Raw genomic sequence first — 14,590 nt, 5'->3', positions numbered from 1 at the left:
CGTGTCCTCTCCTCTCATAGAACTGAAAAGCGTACGCCGCGAATATCAGTCCGGCGATCGCACCATCGCCGTGCTGAAGGACGTCGATCTGTCGATTGCCGAAGGCGAGATGGTTGCCATCGTCGGCCCCTCCGGCTCCGGCAAGTCGACGCTGATGAACATCATCGGCCTGCTCGACCGCCCGACCAACGGCACCTATGCCATCGCCGGCTCCGAAACCCATCTGCTCGACAGCGATGCGCTTTCGCAACTGCGCCGCGAACACTTTGGCTTCATCTTCCAGCGCTATCATCTGCTCTCCGAGCTGACGGCGCTTGGCAATGTCGAGGTGCCGGCGATCTATGCTGGACAACCCGGCCATGCGCGCAATGCGCGCGCAACTGCTCTACTGCAGCGTCTCGGCATGGCCGAAAGGTCCGGACATCGACCGGGTCAGCTTTCCGGCGGCCAGCAGCAGCGCGTTTCCATTGCACGCGCCCTGATGAACAATGGCCAGGTCATTCTGGCCGACGAGCCGACCGGCGCGCTCGACCGGGAGAGCGGCGAAGAAGTGCTGCGTATCCTTGCCGAGCTGCATGCCGAGGGCCACACGGTCATCATCGTCACCCATGACATGACGGTTGCCGCCCGCGCAGATCGTATTATCGAAATCTCCGACGGTGAGATCGTTGCAGATAGGCGCTCGGCCGGCGAGAGCCTGCGCGGTCGCAACTCCTCTGCCAAAACCGTTGCAGGCAAGGCAGGCTGGCGGGAGCTGGGCGGCCGCCTGACCGAAGCCTTCCTCATGGCGGTGCTTGCGCTGAAAGCCCATCGGCTGCGCACTTTCCTCACCATGCTCGGCATCATCATCGGCATTGCCTCGGTGGTCTGCGTTATCGCGCTTGGTGAAGGATCCCAGCGCAAGGTGTTGTCGAACATCAACAATCTTGGCACCAACACGCTGGAAATCTTTCCCGGCAAGAGCTTCGGGGACATGCGCTCCGGACGTATCAAGACCTTGATGGTCAGCGATGCCGATGCCTTGGCCAAGCTCACCTATGTCGCCGCCGTCACGCCGACGGTCTCGACCAGCAGCACCGTGCGTTTTGGTTCGACGGAGGCCAATGCGCTGATCAATGGCGTCGGCGACGCCTATTTCTCGGTCAAGGGTTCGAAGCTGGTCACCGGTCGCCTGTTCGACAACGACAGTGTACAGCGAATGGCGCAGGATGCTGTCATCGACCAGAATACGGCCACGACACTCTTTGAAGACAAAGGTCTCGATCCCTTAGGACAGACGATCTTCATCGCCAAGGTGCCCGTGCGGGTCATCGGCGTCATCGCCTCCCAGCAAGGCGGGTTTGGCTCCAGCGACAATCTCTCGGTCTATCTTCCCTATACCAGCGTGCAGGCTCGGTTTCTCGGCGACATGTCGTTGCGCAGCATTACCGTGCGCGTCAGCGACGATACCGAAAGTGCGACCGCCGAAGCGGCGGTAACGCAATTCCTGGAGCACCGTCACAAGGCCCGGGACTTCTTCATTCTCAACACCGACGATATCCGCCAGGCGATCACCAGCACGATCCGGACGATGACCCTGCTGGTCTCCGCGATTGCGGTCATTTCGCTGCTCGTCGGCGGCATCGGCGTCATGAACATCATGCTGGTCTCGGTCTCCGAGCGTATCGCGGAGATCGGGGTTCGCATGGCGGTCGGCGCGCGGCGGCAGGACATCTTGCAGCAGTTCCTGATCGAGGCTGTCCTCGTCTGCCTGCTGGGCGGCGGGCTCGGTATCGCCGTAGCACTTGGCTTCGGCTTTGCCTTCAACCGGCTCGGCTCCAATTTCACGCTGGTCTATTCGGTAAGTTCCATCGTACTTGCCTTCACATGCTCATGCATGATCGGCCTCACCTTCGGCTATCTGCCGGCGCGCAATGCTTCCAGGCTCGATCCGGTCGCGGCGCTATCAAGAGACTGACGTTGTCGAAACGACCAGTAGAGACTTGAGGGGTAATCCGGCTTCGCCATCCGTGTTGGGGGGCGTCATGGCGAAGCCGGTATGCGGGGGCGGTCAAAAGCTTGCTCGAGCAAAGCTTACGACCAGCACCAATTCTACATGAACCGGCGGCAGCAACATTTCTGAACATTGCTGAAACAAGGAGTTTTCGGGAAATTTGTTGTCCCGACATTGCCCTTCTGCAGGCCTTTATTTAATAAGCCAAACGAAGTTATTCGTCGGTCGCAATCAGCCAGTTTTTCATAGGTCTGGCAAGCATATTATTTGTCGCACCGCTAAATTATGGTCGAGATTCCGCCATAGCGGCAGCTCCTGCGCCCTCGCCGACCGTGGCGTGTTGGAATTCCAGCAACCAGTAACCCGTCAGGATACAAGCCTGCCGCTGGTGGTCTGGTTGGGAGTCTTGAAAGTAATCAACTGCTCCAGACCCCGAGGATGCCGATTGCGCACGACGATTTCGCCATCGAACCTGGAAATGATTTCCTTGGCGATGGCCATTCCGAGACCCGCCCCCGGAAAGGATCTTTGCCGCGCAATATCGATGCGGAAGAAAGGTTCGAACACCTGGTTCAAGCGCTCTTCGGGAATGCCCGGGCCGGTATCGAGGATTCTGACGATAGCCCTGTCACCAAAATGAGCGACCGTGACGACTGCCGATTCGCCATGCGTGGCAGCGTTGATGAGGAGATTGCGCAAAGCCCTGGTGAGTGCCAGGACGCCTGCGGAGATCGACGCTGGCTGCAGTTCTCCGCTCTCGATATTCATGCCGATCGCGGCAAGTTCCTCGACAATATCCCCGACGATCGTATCGAGTCTCACGCATTGCAGGCCGTCGCTGGAGATTTCCTCGCGAACCAGTCCAATGGCGCTGTCAGCGATCGTATCGAGTTCTTCCAGATCAGAGAGCCATTTGCGCCGGTCTTCATCATCCTTGATGAATTCGGCGCGCAGCCGCATCCTTGTCATAGGGGTTCTAAGATCATGTCCGGCGGCCGCAACCAGCCGCATCCGGCTTTCCGTCGCTGCCTTCACGCGTGCCGATAGTCCGTTCAGAGCCTGCGCGGTAACCCGGATTTCTCCTGGGCCGGTTTCCGGCACGTGCGGCAACGTTCCATCCGGACCCATCTCAGCCACGGCTCGCTCCAGCAGGCGAAGCGGCTTCATGATCTTCGAGGCGGCGAAGATGGATACCAGCACGCTTCCTGTGATGATCAGGCCGAGCCATCCCACCAGTATCGTCCAACCGTCGGGCGGTGGCCCGAATTCCGGCATCGGCATCATCATCCAATTACCATCGGAAAGCTTGATCGATGCAGTCGTCTCCCCGCGCATCTGACGTGTTATGGTTGCGTATCGCGCTGTCGCTATGCGACTTAGCGCCTCCATAAGGACTCTGGAAAGGTGCTCATCGCGCGGCCCGTCCGCCGGAAGGGCAGCAATCACCAGACCGGAAGAGACCGCAGCGCTCCGATCGTTCTCCGCAAATGTCGCAAGGATCGACAGCTGGTGTGCTACCGGTTCCATCGTCATGTCCGGACGCGGCCCCCGCATCACCAAGCTTGCGACAAAGGAGGAGGTAATGACAACCAATACAATGGCCGTCAGCAGAAGAAGCGCCAGACGAGCACCAAGGGATTTCATGGATCGCCTTTGACCGCCGTCACCGGAACCACGAGCTGATAGCCACTATTCCGGATCGTTCTGAAGACCGGATCCTCAGCCGTTTCACCCAGCTTGCGGCGCAACCGGCTCATCAGGACGTCGATCGAGCGATCCGCTGGATCACGGTCCCGCCCCTGCGTCAGGTCCAGCAACTGGTCGCGCGACAACAGCCGGCCGGATCGTTCGAGAAAGGCCTTGAGCAGATCGAATTCGGCGCCCGTCAGTCCAATGACCTCGCCGTTGTCCCTGGTGACACGACGAAGCTGCGGGTCCAGGGTCATATCGGCGAACTGATAACGCCGCTGTTCCGGCTCCGGGGTCAAGTCCTCGTTCACCCGGCGAAGAACGGCCCGAATGCGCGCTGCCAGTTCTCGCGGATTGAATGGCTTGCCGAGATAGTCGTCGGCGCCGATCTCAAGCCCAAGGATGCGATCGATATCCTCTTTCAAGGCAGTCAGGAGAATGACGGGCACGCGGGGACGGCGGTTTCTGAGGTCGCGGCAAAGATCGAGGCCCGATCCATCGGGCAGCATGACATCGAGCACCAGCAGATCCGGGGCACGCCGATTGAGGGCGTCGTTGCAGCCGCGCAAATCGCTTGCCGTCGAGACGCGGAAACCCTGCTCCTCGAGATAGCGGCTGAGGAGCGCGCGAATCTCGTGGTCGTCGTCGACGATAAGGACATCAGGCGCGGTAGTCAGTGTCATGGGCACAGTTCCATTTTTGCTAAGTTTTATACCAACTCCCATTCAAAAGAAGACTTTTCACAGGCAAGACGCGCAAAAAATCCTGCAGGAAACATTGGTTTACAAAAATATCGTTGAGGGAAATGTTGGGCAATGGAACGGGGTGGCGCCGGGTGCAAATAAGCTATGCTGCGCGCTGCCATTCAACGGTCCAGCCGGAAAGGCGACCCTCGATGGCGCCGCTGTCCATCATGAACCGGATTTCAATGGGGATTTGCGGCTCGACGATGTCGACGTGCATGGTCGTCTCAAATGACCCTGTCCCTTCCGGACAAACCCGAAGCTTGCCGAGCGTTTCCCCGGAATGGACCTCTATGGTGAAGATCTGACCATAGCAGTCCTCATCGATATTGAAGGCCAGCTTGGCGTCCCAGCGGCCGGGAGGCAGATGAAAGTAAGGGCCGTAGATGATGCAGCGTGCACCGCCGGTGAGATCGATCGAATCCTCGATGCTCTCGTTAGGTCTGTCGCCGGAAAAGAACGTCTCTCGCGGCCAGGAAATAGGCTGCCCGGAAATATCGCCATGCCCGATCTCCAGCGGGAGGAGAACCTTCTCGATCGCCTGTTGCAGAGGTTCGCTGAGTTCGGATCCGTCTTTCTGCGGTGGTGCATAGCCGGCAATAACCGTCGCCGCTGCTTCCTCCAACTTCGGTGGTGTTACCAGCAATTTTTTACCAGGCGCCGTCATGCCAAGGTGCAGCAAGGCATTGGCAATCTGATTGGCGGTGAGATCGATGCTGAAATGTTCGTCTATTCTTTTCAGCAGCATGTCGATACCGCTTCGCCCGACAACATCGTTCCGGCGCATGATAAGCGCCGTGGGAGCGTGCGCGATAGGTTCGAGGCAGGCAAGGCTTGCCGAGACGGCCCTGACCAGCCCGAGATCCCGTTGTTCGGTGGAGCGCGCGAGATAGGAAACGGCGTCAACCGGATTTTCGAGGAACAGTATATAGGGCAGATTTACGCGCAGGATCAGTTCCGACAGCTTCGCCTCGGGAAACTGAGACACAAGGACGGCATGTGCCTTCGTCCGGTTTTGTACATGCTGCCTGAGATCCTCGACCTTATCGGTCGAAATGACCGCATAGTCGCCATATGCCTCGCGCGCCATCGCATGAAGCGCTGCAGCGCCCCAGGATGACATCACGCCTGGCATGCCAAAAGCAAAGAGGATCGTCATGTAAGCATCCTCCCCGATCTATCCATGGAAGAGAGTGTTATAGAGTTCGCCCACCCGCTGATTGTATCGGTCCGCGGAAAAACGAGCAGCCTGCTTCGGACCAACCTCGGCGAAATGCGAGCAAAGTCCGTCGTCCTGTGCGAGGCTGGATATGGCCTTGCGCATGTCATCTGTATTGTACGGGTCGACGAGCAAAGCGGCCTTGCCGGCAATCTCGGGAATGGATCCTTCCGTCGAACTGAGCACCGGGGTTCCCAACTGCATGGATTCAAGCACCGGCAATCCGAAGCCCTCGTAAAGCGAGGGGAAAAGCACCGCTCGCGCCCCCCTGATCAGGCTGATGAGCAAAGGATAGGAGACGAAATCGAAGCGCTGGATCTGGCGCTGCGGAATGATCCGATCATCGGCGCGCCGAAAGAAACGAAAACGCTCGTCGTCGATCAGCTCTTGCGTTGCATCACCTTTCCAGCCAGGGGCGCCGACGATGATCAGTGGTAGGTCCGTCTTGCTGGCGAGGTAAGCTTCAATCAGGCGCGCAATATTCTTCTTCGGTTCGAACGCGCCGAAAAACAGGAAGTATCCCTTCCAGTCCAGATGGAAGATGCCGGCGATCTCGTCGGCCACCACGTCGTCAGGCTTCGCGCGAAGCGCATCCGGCACTTGGACGGCCTGGTAGGTATTGCTGACGCGCTTTTCGTCTACACCCAGCACCTTGATGATGTCGTCCCGGGATGTCTCGGAAACCGTGATGATATGATCGGCCCGCTTCACCAGTGACCGCAGCATTCTGTAGTGATAGCGCTTGTCGTCCTCGGTCAGATAAGGCAGCCGCAACGGCACGAGATCGTGGATCGTATAGACATTCAACGCTTTCTTCGCGGCAATCGGCATTGGATAGGTACAATGCAGAAGATCCGGCTGCTGCTCGAAGCTCAAGGCGAGATTGTTGCCATAGCGCTTGAAATGATGACGTGCGAGATTGAACAGGTCGTTCGAGGCGTAGAGCAATCCGGAATCGCCAAGTTGTGCCTGAAGCGACTTCAGGATGACCGTGCCGTTCAGAGGAATGGGTACGGGCTTCACGCCGAACGGAGCGGCAATGCGCCGTCGCAGCCAGCGTCGGGCAGTGAAAAGTGGCCCTGTCGGGCGCTCGCTGCTGTCATCGAACAGGATGACTTCGCGCAACATTGGATCGCGCGGAATATTTCCCTGAATGCCATGGACGACGCCGGTCTTGTAGCCGAGGGCCTGCGCCGTGGACATCAGGCTTCGGGTATAGGTGGCGACACCTGTGCCTTTCTTGAGTGAAAGGTTGAGACCGTCGTAAAGAATCGTGTGACCCACTCTTACCTCTCCCACCATCATTGCCTATTTGGACAGCGGCCTCAGGTCGGCTTGTCGCGGGAAAGGACGAGAAGCGAATCGTCGCCCCCATACTCGGTCAAAAGCTGCTCACGCGTGACCAACACGGCTTCGCCGCTGAAATCGAGACGTCGGAGCGATCCGTAGACCGCGGTCAATTGGTCAAGAAAGCCGCCCGCGTCGACATAGCGCCCGGCGTTGAATTCGACGACGATGATCGGCTTGTGGCGAGCGATCGTCTCGCTCATTCCCTCGAATATGGCCTCCTCCGCTCCCTCGGCATCGATCTTGATGAAATCGATCCGGGCGGAAGCGGCACAAAGCCGATCCAGCGTCGTGACTGGAACCTGGACCACTGCACCGCTTTCAGCGTTCGGAACAAAGCGATCGGAAACGATCAATGCATTCTTCGGCTCGCTTCGGGGAATATAAAGCGGAGCCCATTCATCGTTGACATTGCCGAGAGCGGCAGTCTCGATCTTCGTTCGCCTGGACAGGCCATTGAGGTCGACGCTACGGTTCAGGAAATCCGCCGCATGGGGATTGGGCTCGACAGCTATAAGCTGGCCCTCCTCGCCGACAAGTTCGGCCAGAAGCACGGAATAATATCCAAAATTCGCACCGACATCGACGACGGTCATGCCGGGTTTGACGTTGCGGACACAGAAGAGCGTAAGCCAGATTTCCCAAAAACCATCGAGCAGAATGTGGGAGCCGAAGCCTCTGTCGCGCGTGTCCACATAAAGCTTGTAGCGCCCGAGAACGCGCACCAGAGCCGTGTGGTCACCGAGATAGGTGCTGGTCACACGCTGCAGGATGGCTGTCTCGGCCTGGCGCCGATCAAACGCCATGAGTTCGTGAAGGTGAAGCAGCGGTGACGTACTCATGTCAACTCTCCGTGACCAGCCGGTGCGCAGAGCAGTCCGTAAGCCTGACATCATGGTGATGGCCCCATTCTGCTCGTACCCGCATCTCGATACCCTTCAAACGCAAACTAGAATTACGAGATATTCATCAATTCGCCGCTGCCGCGGATATGCCGACGGATGTGGCGGATAGTGCCTGTGAAGTAAGGCCCTGGAACAAGCCCATGAACTTCTGCACATCGACCGAGCTCGCGTTGGACACGTAAACGATGTCGCGCGGCTGGATTTCGAAACTCTGCATTGCCAGCAACGTCGCCGCGTTCTTCAGATTGAACCTGTAGACGATCGGAACTGCGGTCCCTCTGCGCAGAAGCGGATTATTCGGCGGAACGACCCTGCGCGCGACATCAAGTGGTTCGTAGCGGAGCAGGAATACGCCTGTCACGTCGGCTCGATTGTCCTGCAGCCCGCCTGCGCGCGCCACGGCATTTGCCATGGTGACGCGCTGCGAACTGAAAGGCACTTCCCCATTTTGTCCGGTCGCGCCAAGAATCGTAAAGGTCCTCGGTTCACGCACCACCGTCACCACGTCCTCCGGGCGCAGCCGTATGTTCTCTCGCGGCGACTGGACGATCGTCTCGAAGGGGAGAGCCATGGTTGCTCCCCTTCTCGTCAAATAGACCACGCTCTCGCTGACCCCAGCGCGCAATCCGCCCGCAGCGGCAATCACATCCAGTATGCGGTCTCCCGCCGGCGATAGTGTTACGCGCGCACCGCCGGCAACTTCACCGGTAACGGTCACGGTATTGGCCGTGCTTTGCTGCACTGTCACCAGCGCCTGTGGTTGCACCGCCTTACCGGCGAGCGCCGCTACCACCATGCTCTCGACTTGCGCCGGCGTGCGTCCGGCAGCATTGATGCGGCCCACATAGGGAATACCGATAGTCCGGTCGCTGCTTACCACCTGGGGCGGAATGGTCACCGAGCTGCCGGAAGCCTGTTGCTGGCCAGTGCTGCTGGCAGCCGTGCCGAACAGGCTGCCGGGCGGCGCCTCCCAGAGATTGACCGAAATCACGTCTCCCACAGCGATGCGCAAGCCGGGATCGCGCGGTCCCTCGCCAAATCTGGCAGCAAGGCTCAGGCGCGGGCGTTCCACATTTCTTATCAGTGACTGCGAATTGACATCGACCAAGGCAAACGGTGGCGAGGCTCGCCCGGCCGCTTCTTCCAATATCCGTGAGGTCTTCGGACCAGAATCAGGTAACGCACAACCCGTCAAAAGGCAGGCAAGAACACAGAAAATCCCAATTTTTAGTTGCATTACCAATCCCGAGCGGCAGAGAGACAGTTGTGACTTATCCTAACCTGCACGCGCATCATGCCATCCCGGCCTCGTCACTCCGTTCCCGGGTAAAACGGAGGATCGACGAGGGGCTGAAACCATACGCATGCTTGTATAGGACAGAAAATCGGCCCGGGTTCGAGAACTGAAGACTCATTGCAAGATCAGTTATACTCTCGGCATGACCACCTTTAATAGCGCCATGGGCGGCGGCAAGCCGGTAATTGCACAATATCCCCATCGGAGTGTCGCCCCGGTAGGTTCGGAACATTCGCTGGAGCGCGCGTGGGCTGCAGCTGGCGGCATTGGCGAGGTCCTCCAGCATGATCGAATTGTGCAAATTGTCACGCATGAACGCTTCCGCCCTCAGAAGCTGACGGGGCGCCGTTTCCAAAGCCCCGCGGGTGAATGCATCGGACAGGTTGTGCGGCAGCTTTGCGAAAAGCTTGACCAGCACCAGTTCGTTATAAGCTTTGGCGAGCATGACCCTTTCCGCCGGACGGGCTGACATGAGATCCTTCTCAGCCTGCCTTAGGGTCTGATACAATCCCTGTGCCCCTCCCTGACGAAAACTGACCGAAGACAGAACAAATTCCTGCACATAGGGCCTGCCTGTGAGTTCCTCGAAATGCTGACGCAGCACGGCTTCCGGAACCTGGAACATCAGCCAGGAGCTTCTCGGCTTGATCTCCAGGCGTTTGCCCATCCGGTCGCTGATACTTGCGACATTGTTAGCGGAAATACGCACGGACCTGCGTGTTCGCCTGTCATGCGCCTCCACCTCCCCCGCGAGGACGAAGACAATGCTGACGCGAGGCATGTCATGCTTAGCAACCCCCTCTAGGCTGCCCGAATGCTCAGCGCTGATGATAGACGCTGATTGGAGGGGCTGCTTGCTGAACTTGAAGGAATAATCTCCGCCGGGATCCGACGGCACAGTCCATTTCCAGTTCGGCTCTAAAACATCGAGATTGCGAACAATCGCATCACGAGAATACACCTCAAAGGTGCCCACGCATTGCTCGACAACTCTTCCCAACATAGTCATCTGCCACCCTACTCAAAATCTAAAGTTGCATCCCAACAATTGCAAGCACTCGATTTTCACTTAGGCCAGATTTCGCGGATTCCATTTAAGGGTGAGACCATAGGCGCACTCCTTCAATCGTCCTAACACGGCATAATCATTCAGCTTAAATTACATTAAGCGCTGTTAAATTAGCATAGTAGATTTCTTCCGAACAGTACAGATAATGACAATGTTATACACATTCGCGCCGTTGGGCTTCTCCCGCAGGACGTGAACTTTTCGTTAAGACGACATCGGACAAAAAACGACCACTGAAGTATTTGCTCATATTGCGAATAACCGTCACAGGTTGCAGAATGAATCGCTAAAATGCAAGGTCAAATCCGGGCGAGAACAGTTGCCCGCCGAAAGGGGTAAAAGCATCGATAGATTCGCTCCTTGCAAGAGCGGTCATCATGAGCAACCACTTATAAAATGAATTAATTTCAATTTTGCTAATTTAGTATAATTTACTTGACTAAATTCGTGACAGACCATGCACCATCTCAAATGCACCTGTATGGCAAGCTTCAATCGGAGACGGCTAAACGGCCATCGCCTAAGAATACTGTGTCATTTTGAAACGATTTGCGCGCAGAATTCGGAAGTTCGAGACCGGTGATCCCTGATCGTGATTCGATCAGAGTGTCGAATAGATACGGAAAGCATACTCGACATCGTCGAAAACGCGGCCGCGACCATTCTTCAGGACCAGTGCAGAGGTGCAGATATCGGCGATCACATTTAAGTTATGGCCGACGACGATCATCGAGCGGTCCTTCCGCTTGACGAAAAGTTCCTCGAAAGAACGGGTCTGAAACCGTTTGTCGCCGACCGCCATCACCTCGTCGATGAGATAGCAGTCAAAGTCGATGGCAAGCGACATGCCGAAGGCCAGTCGCGCGCGCATGCCGGACGAATAGGTCTTGAGCGGCATGCGCAGATATTTGCCGAGGTCGCTGAAATCCTCCACCATGTCGCGGATTTCATCGAAAGGCTTGTCATAGACGCGCGACAGAAACCGCATGCAGTCGTAGCCCGTCATCGATCCGCCGAAGCCGCCGCTGAGCGCGATGGGCCAGGACATGGACATGCTGCGCACGATCTTGCCCGAGGTAGGTTCCTCTATCCCGGCGATCAGACGCACAAGGGTGGATTTACCGGCGCCGTTGTGGCCGAGGACAGCGATCTTCTCCCCGCGCGAGATCTTGAAATTGATACCATCAAGCACGCGCCGCATGCGACCATGAACCTCGTATTCCTTGACGATGTCGAACACGCCGACGATCCCTTCCGGCAGCGCCGAAGCGTCGTTCTGCGGCGGCTCCTTCGGTGCGGTAAACTCTGCGAGGCTGGTGGGGATGTTGTTCATTCCGATGCCGCGTGTTCCAGAACTTGGGAGACAAAGAACTGCACGATCATGTAGAAGGCGCCGCATATCGCCAGGAACATCAGAAACGACTTGATGCGCTTAGGATAGAGGGGATGATCAGGCAGGTTCGGATTGGAAATGCGCTCAAGATAAAGCTGCTGACGTTGCGCATCGATCTTGGCATTTTCCAGCGAGGTGGTCGCTGAAGCCAACATCTTGGCCGCCATTTCCCTTTCCAGAAGAAGTTGCTCGTACTGCGCGATGCGCGGCGCCATCGAACTGTCGCTACCCACGACCCGCGCCCGTTCGTCGCTGACCTGGCGCTCCATCGCGGTCACCCGCGCCCGCAATGCATCTCCTTGCGGGCTCTGGGGCGCCTGATCGTCAAGAGCCGCCAGTCGAGCCTTGCTATCGGCAACATCGTCTGAAAGCCGCGCAATCAAGTCGAGCGCGGCCGCCGACTGCTTGGTCGGATCGATGAGCGTTTCGCGGTTACGGAAATCCGTCAAGTTCTTTTGCGTGGATTGTAGCCTGCCCTCGCTGTCGGTCAGCTCGACCTGTGCGTAGCGGATGGCATCCCCTCGCGCGCGGTCGTTAAGTTGATTGATGAGCTCTTCGGCATGCTGAAGCAGGGCATTGGCGAGATTGAAGGAGTCTTCTGCCCGGAAGGCATATACCTCCAGAGTTGTCACGCCGCTGCTGCTGTTGGTATCGACCTTGACGAAATTCTTGTAGTGCTGAAACAGCTCCTCATTATTCGCCACGGTCCATGGCAACGGATACCGGTTGAGGAAGTCCGCCTCGGGGCGGGACATGATATCCTTCAAACCGTTCTTTATGGCGAGCTCGTCCACAGCCGCACGCGACATCATGAACTCGCTGACAATATAACTGTCGTCCTGCGCCCGCACGAAGCCCGTGCTTTGCAGGAAGCCGCTGAGCAGGCCCGCCGCGTTCCGGTTGGGACTGCGAACCACGAACTGCGTCTCGGAAACATACTGCTCCGCACTGATGAAGGCGTAGTAGATGGCGCCGAGCATTCCGGGGATCACCAGCATAAAAAGCAGCAGCAGATGCGATCGTAGCCAGTGTGCGCGTGCGCTCCACCAACTCACATTTCCGCCGGAAGCCGTGGCGGACGAGCGCACGGTTACCAGCGTTACGAAATCGGCGAACTCCCTGTTGTTCTCAATGCGCGTCATATGAGGGCCGTCAAATCTCTCTCACGGAGAATAATGGGGGGATATCTGTAGTTTTCCGGGGTCATCTTCAAGACGTCAGAAAGCCTCCCATCTCGCTCATGCCAAATCATCATGTCTCTCGCCTGTACAATACGGAAAGAAACACAAATTTTGGCGATAGGTTCCCATATATCCTTTTAAAGTCAAATATATTTCGCGATCAATAGAGATTTTCTCTTTATAATTTCAAATAGATGGCGTCCTGTCGCAATTAATACTTTGGCGGCGTGATCCGTATGGCGTGGGTAAAATGTCGCAGCAATAAATGTCAGCCACTTAGCCGCTGATCCTTCATTGCTGTTCAAGGAATTCGGAATGGGAAAGTTCGGAGGAGTCTCTGATCGCGGCAGCAATTTCGTAAACCTGCGCGATCACATGAACTTCAGAGCGATCAATCACTCCCGATCGCCCACGGGCAACACGTCCGCATCGAAGTCCATCGTTCTCCTCCTGCAGGGGCCGGTAGGCCCGTTCTTCAACACTTTGGCCAGGGCTCTCGCCAGCGGCGGCTACGATACGCTGAAGGTCAATTTCAACGGCGGCGACTGGCTGTTTTCCCACGGTAAAGGCGCCGTGAACTTCTGCGGCACGACCGATGCCTGGGCGAATTGGCTGACGGCCTTCATCAAAAGAGACGCGCCGCTGGTCATTGTGCTCTTCGGCGACTGCCGCCCGTACCACCGGACGGCCATTGATGTCGCGAGGCAGCTGGGCGTGCCTGTGCTCTGCTTCGAAGAGGGCTATGCCCGCCCCCATTTCATTTCCTGCGAGTGGGGCGGCAACAATGCCCGATCGCCACTACGCATCGACGCGCCCCCGGCAGGCGATGCGGAAACACCTTTGGAGCCGGCGGAAATGATGCGCGGCAATCTGTTCCGGTCGATGGCGATGGAGGGGATCGCCTATTATGTGGTGAAGGCGCTGGGTGCTCCATTCTTTTTTGGCAATGAGCATCACCGCAACCGGGCGATATTGTCGGAAGTGATCCTTTGGACGCGCAATTTCTATCGCAAACTGCGCTACTACCCCAGGAACAACAATCTGACGGTCGATCTGATCGAGAACCAGGAAGGCCGTTACTTCGTCGTCGCACTGCAGGTCCATGACGATCAGCAGCTTCTCAGCCATGGCCGTGGCTGGACGATGGAACGGCTGATCACCGAGACGATCAGATCCTTCGCCCGCCGCGCGGACCCGGCGCATCAACTGGTCTTCAAGATTCATCCCATGGACCGCGGACACAAGAGCTATCGGCCCTTCGTGAAGCAACTGGCCATGCTCTGCAAATGCGAGGACCGCGTGCAGGTGCTCGACGACGGATCGATCGGCCTTCTCATCCGCCATTCGCTCGGCCTCATCACCGTCAACAGCACGTCCGGTCTTCTCGCGCTCAACCACGGAAAGCCGCTTCTCGCCCTCGGCGATACCTTCTACGGCGCCGAAGGGCTTGCGAGCCTGCCCAGGAATGATGCGCTATCTGCTGCGGCCATAGACGACTTCTGGCAAAACCCGATCGCTCCACAAAAGGAGCGGGTGCAGCAATTCGTGCGCCACATGTATCGTCAGAGCCTCATCAACGGCAGCTTCTATCTCCGCACCTATATCGAAGATACCGCCGAACGCGTCGTGCAGCGCATTCGCGCGCAGCTTCCGTCCGCTGCCGGTGCGAAGACGGTCGCTTTCCTGCACCCGGACAACACAACTCTGCTGGAACAGCCGGATTTCGGCGGTCGCAGCGGAACGTGATGTGGGAT

11 protein-coding genes are annotated in these 14,590 nt (G+C 57.5%); 2 read left to right on the top strand and 9 right to left on the bottom strand.

Annotated elements, in window-relative coordinates; all coding sequences use genetic code 11:
• Position 1 precedes the first annotated feature (1 nt).
• Positions 2-1,957 carry a MacB family efflux pump subunit gene (locus PMI03_RS21640; protein WP_007697962.1) on the top strand — a complete coding sequence of 652 codons (1,956 nt, stop codon included), beginning with the start codon at positions 2-4 and terminating at the stop codon, positions 1,955-1,957.
• Positions 1,958-2,359: 402 nt separating this feature from the next.
• On the opposite strand, the gene PMI03_RS21635 is transcribed toward PMI03_RS21640, so the two are convergent.
• From PMI03_RS21635 to PMI03_RS21595, 9 genes are all read right to left on the bottom strand, one after another.
• Positions 2,360-3,637 (bottom strand): ATP-binding protein, encoded by a 1,278-nt coding sequence (locus PMI03_RS21635; RefSeq protein ID WP_007697958.1) that lies wholly within the window; start codon positions 3,635-3,637, stop codon positions 2,360-2,362.
• Complete coding sequence (locus PMI03_RS21630; protein ID WP_007697955.1) at positions 3,634-4,365, bottom strand: response regulator; 732 nt, start codon at positions 4,363-4,365, stop codon at positions 3,634-3,636. Before PMI03_RS21630 ends, PMI03_RS21635 begins: the two co-directional genes overlap by 4 nt.
• A gap of 163 nt (positions 4,366-4,528) precedes the next feature.
• Positions 4,529-5,584 carry a hypothetical protein gene (locus PMI03_RS21625; RefSeq protein WP_007697952.1) on the bottom strand — a complete coding sequence of 352 codons (1,056 nt, stop codon included), beginning with the start codon at positions 5,582-5,584 and terminating at the stop codon, positions 4,529-4,531.
• 18 nt (positions 5,585-5,602) lie between these two features.
• Positions 5,603-6,928, bottom strand: coding sequence for a glycosyltransferase family 1 protein (locus tag PMI03_RS21620; protein WP_309574454.1), 1,326 nt, complete (start codon positions 6,926-6,928; stop codon positions 5,603-5,605).
• Between the two features lie 41 nt (positions 6,929-6,969).
• Positions 6,970-7,833 carry an FkbM family methyltransferase gene (locus PMI03_RS21615; RefSeq protein WP_007697946.1) on the bottom strand — a complete coding sequence of 288 codons (864 nt, stop codon included), beginning with the start codon at positions 7,831-7,833 and terminating at the stop codon, positions 6,970-6,972.
• Between the two features lie 127 nt (positions 7,834-7,960).
• Positions 7,961-8,968: a polysaccharide biosynthesis/export family protein gene (locus tag PMI03_RS21610; protein WP_229202641.1), complete on the bottom strand. Its 1,008-nt coding sequence runs from the start codon at positions 8,966-8,968 to the stop codon at positions 7,961-7,963.
• A 220-nt stretch (positions 8,969-9,188) separates the two neighbouring features.
• Positions 9,189-10,202: a helix-turn-helix transcriptional regulator gene (locus tag PMI03_RS21605; RefSeq protein ID WP_007697943.1), complete on the bottom strand. Its 1,014-nt coding sequence runs from the start codon at positions 10,200-10,202 to the stop codon at positions 9,189-9,191.
• Between the two features lie 661 nt (positions 10,203-10,863).
• Positions 10,864-11,595: an ABC transporter ATP-binding protein gene (locus PMI03_RS21600; RefSeq protein WP_007697941.1), complete on the bottom strand. Its 732-nt coding sequence runs from the start codon at positions 11,593-11,595 to the stop codon at positions 10,864-10,866.
• Positions 11,592-12,797 (bottom strand): capsule polysaccharide transporter, encoded by a 1,206-nt coding sequence (locus PMI03_RS21595; protein ID WP_007697939.1) that lies wholly within the window; start codon positions 12,795-12,797, stop codon positions 11,592-11,594. Before PMI03_RS21595 ends, PMI03_RS21600 begins: the two co-directional genes overlap by 4 nt.
• A gap of 354 nt (positions 12,798-13,151) precedes the next feature.
• On the opposite strand from PMI03_RS21595, the gene PMI03_RS21590 reads away from it, so the two are divergent.
• Positions 13,152-14,582 carry a capsular biosynthesis protein gene (locus PMI03_RS21590; protein WP_007697936.1) on the top strand — a complete coding sequence of 477 codons (1,431 nt, stop codon included), beginning with the start codon at positions 13,152-13,154 and terminating at the stop codon, positions 14,580-14,582.
• Positions 14,583-14,590: the final 8 nt, after the last annotated feature.

Origin of the sequence: Rhizobium sp. AP16 (assembly GCF_000281735.1) — a bacterium.
Classification (GTDB): Bacteria; Pseudomonadota; Alphaproteobacteria; order Rhizobiales; family Rhizobiaceae; genus Rhizobium; species Rhizobium rhizogenes.
This window is presented reverse-complemented; position numbering and strand designations above follow the sequence as displayed.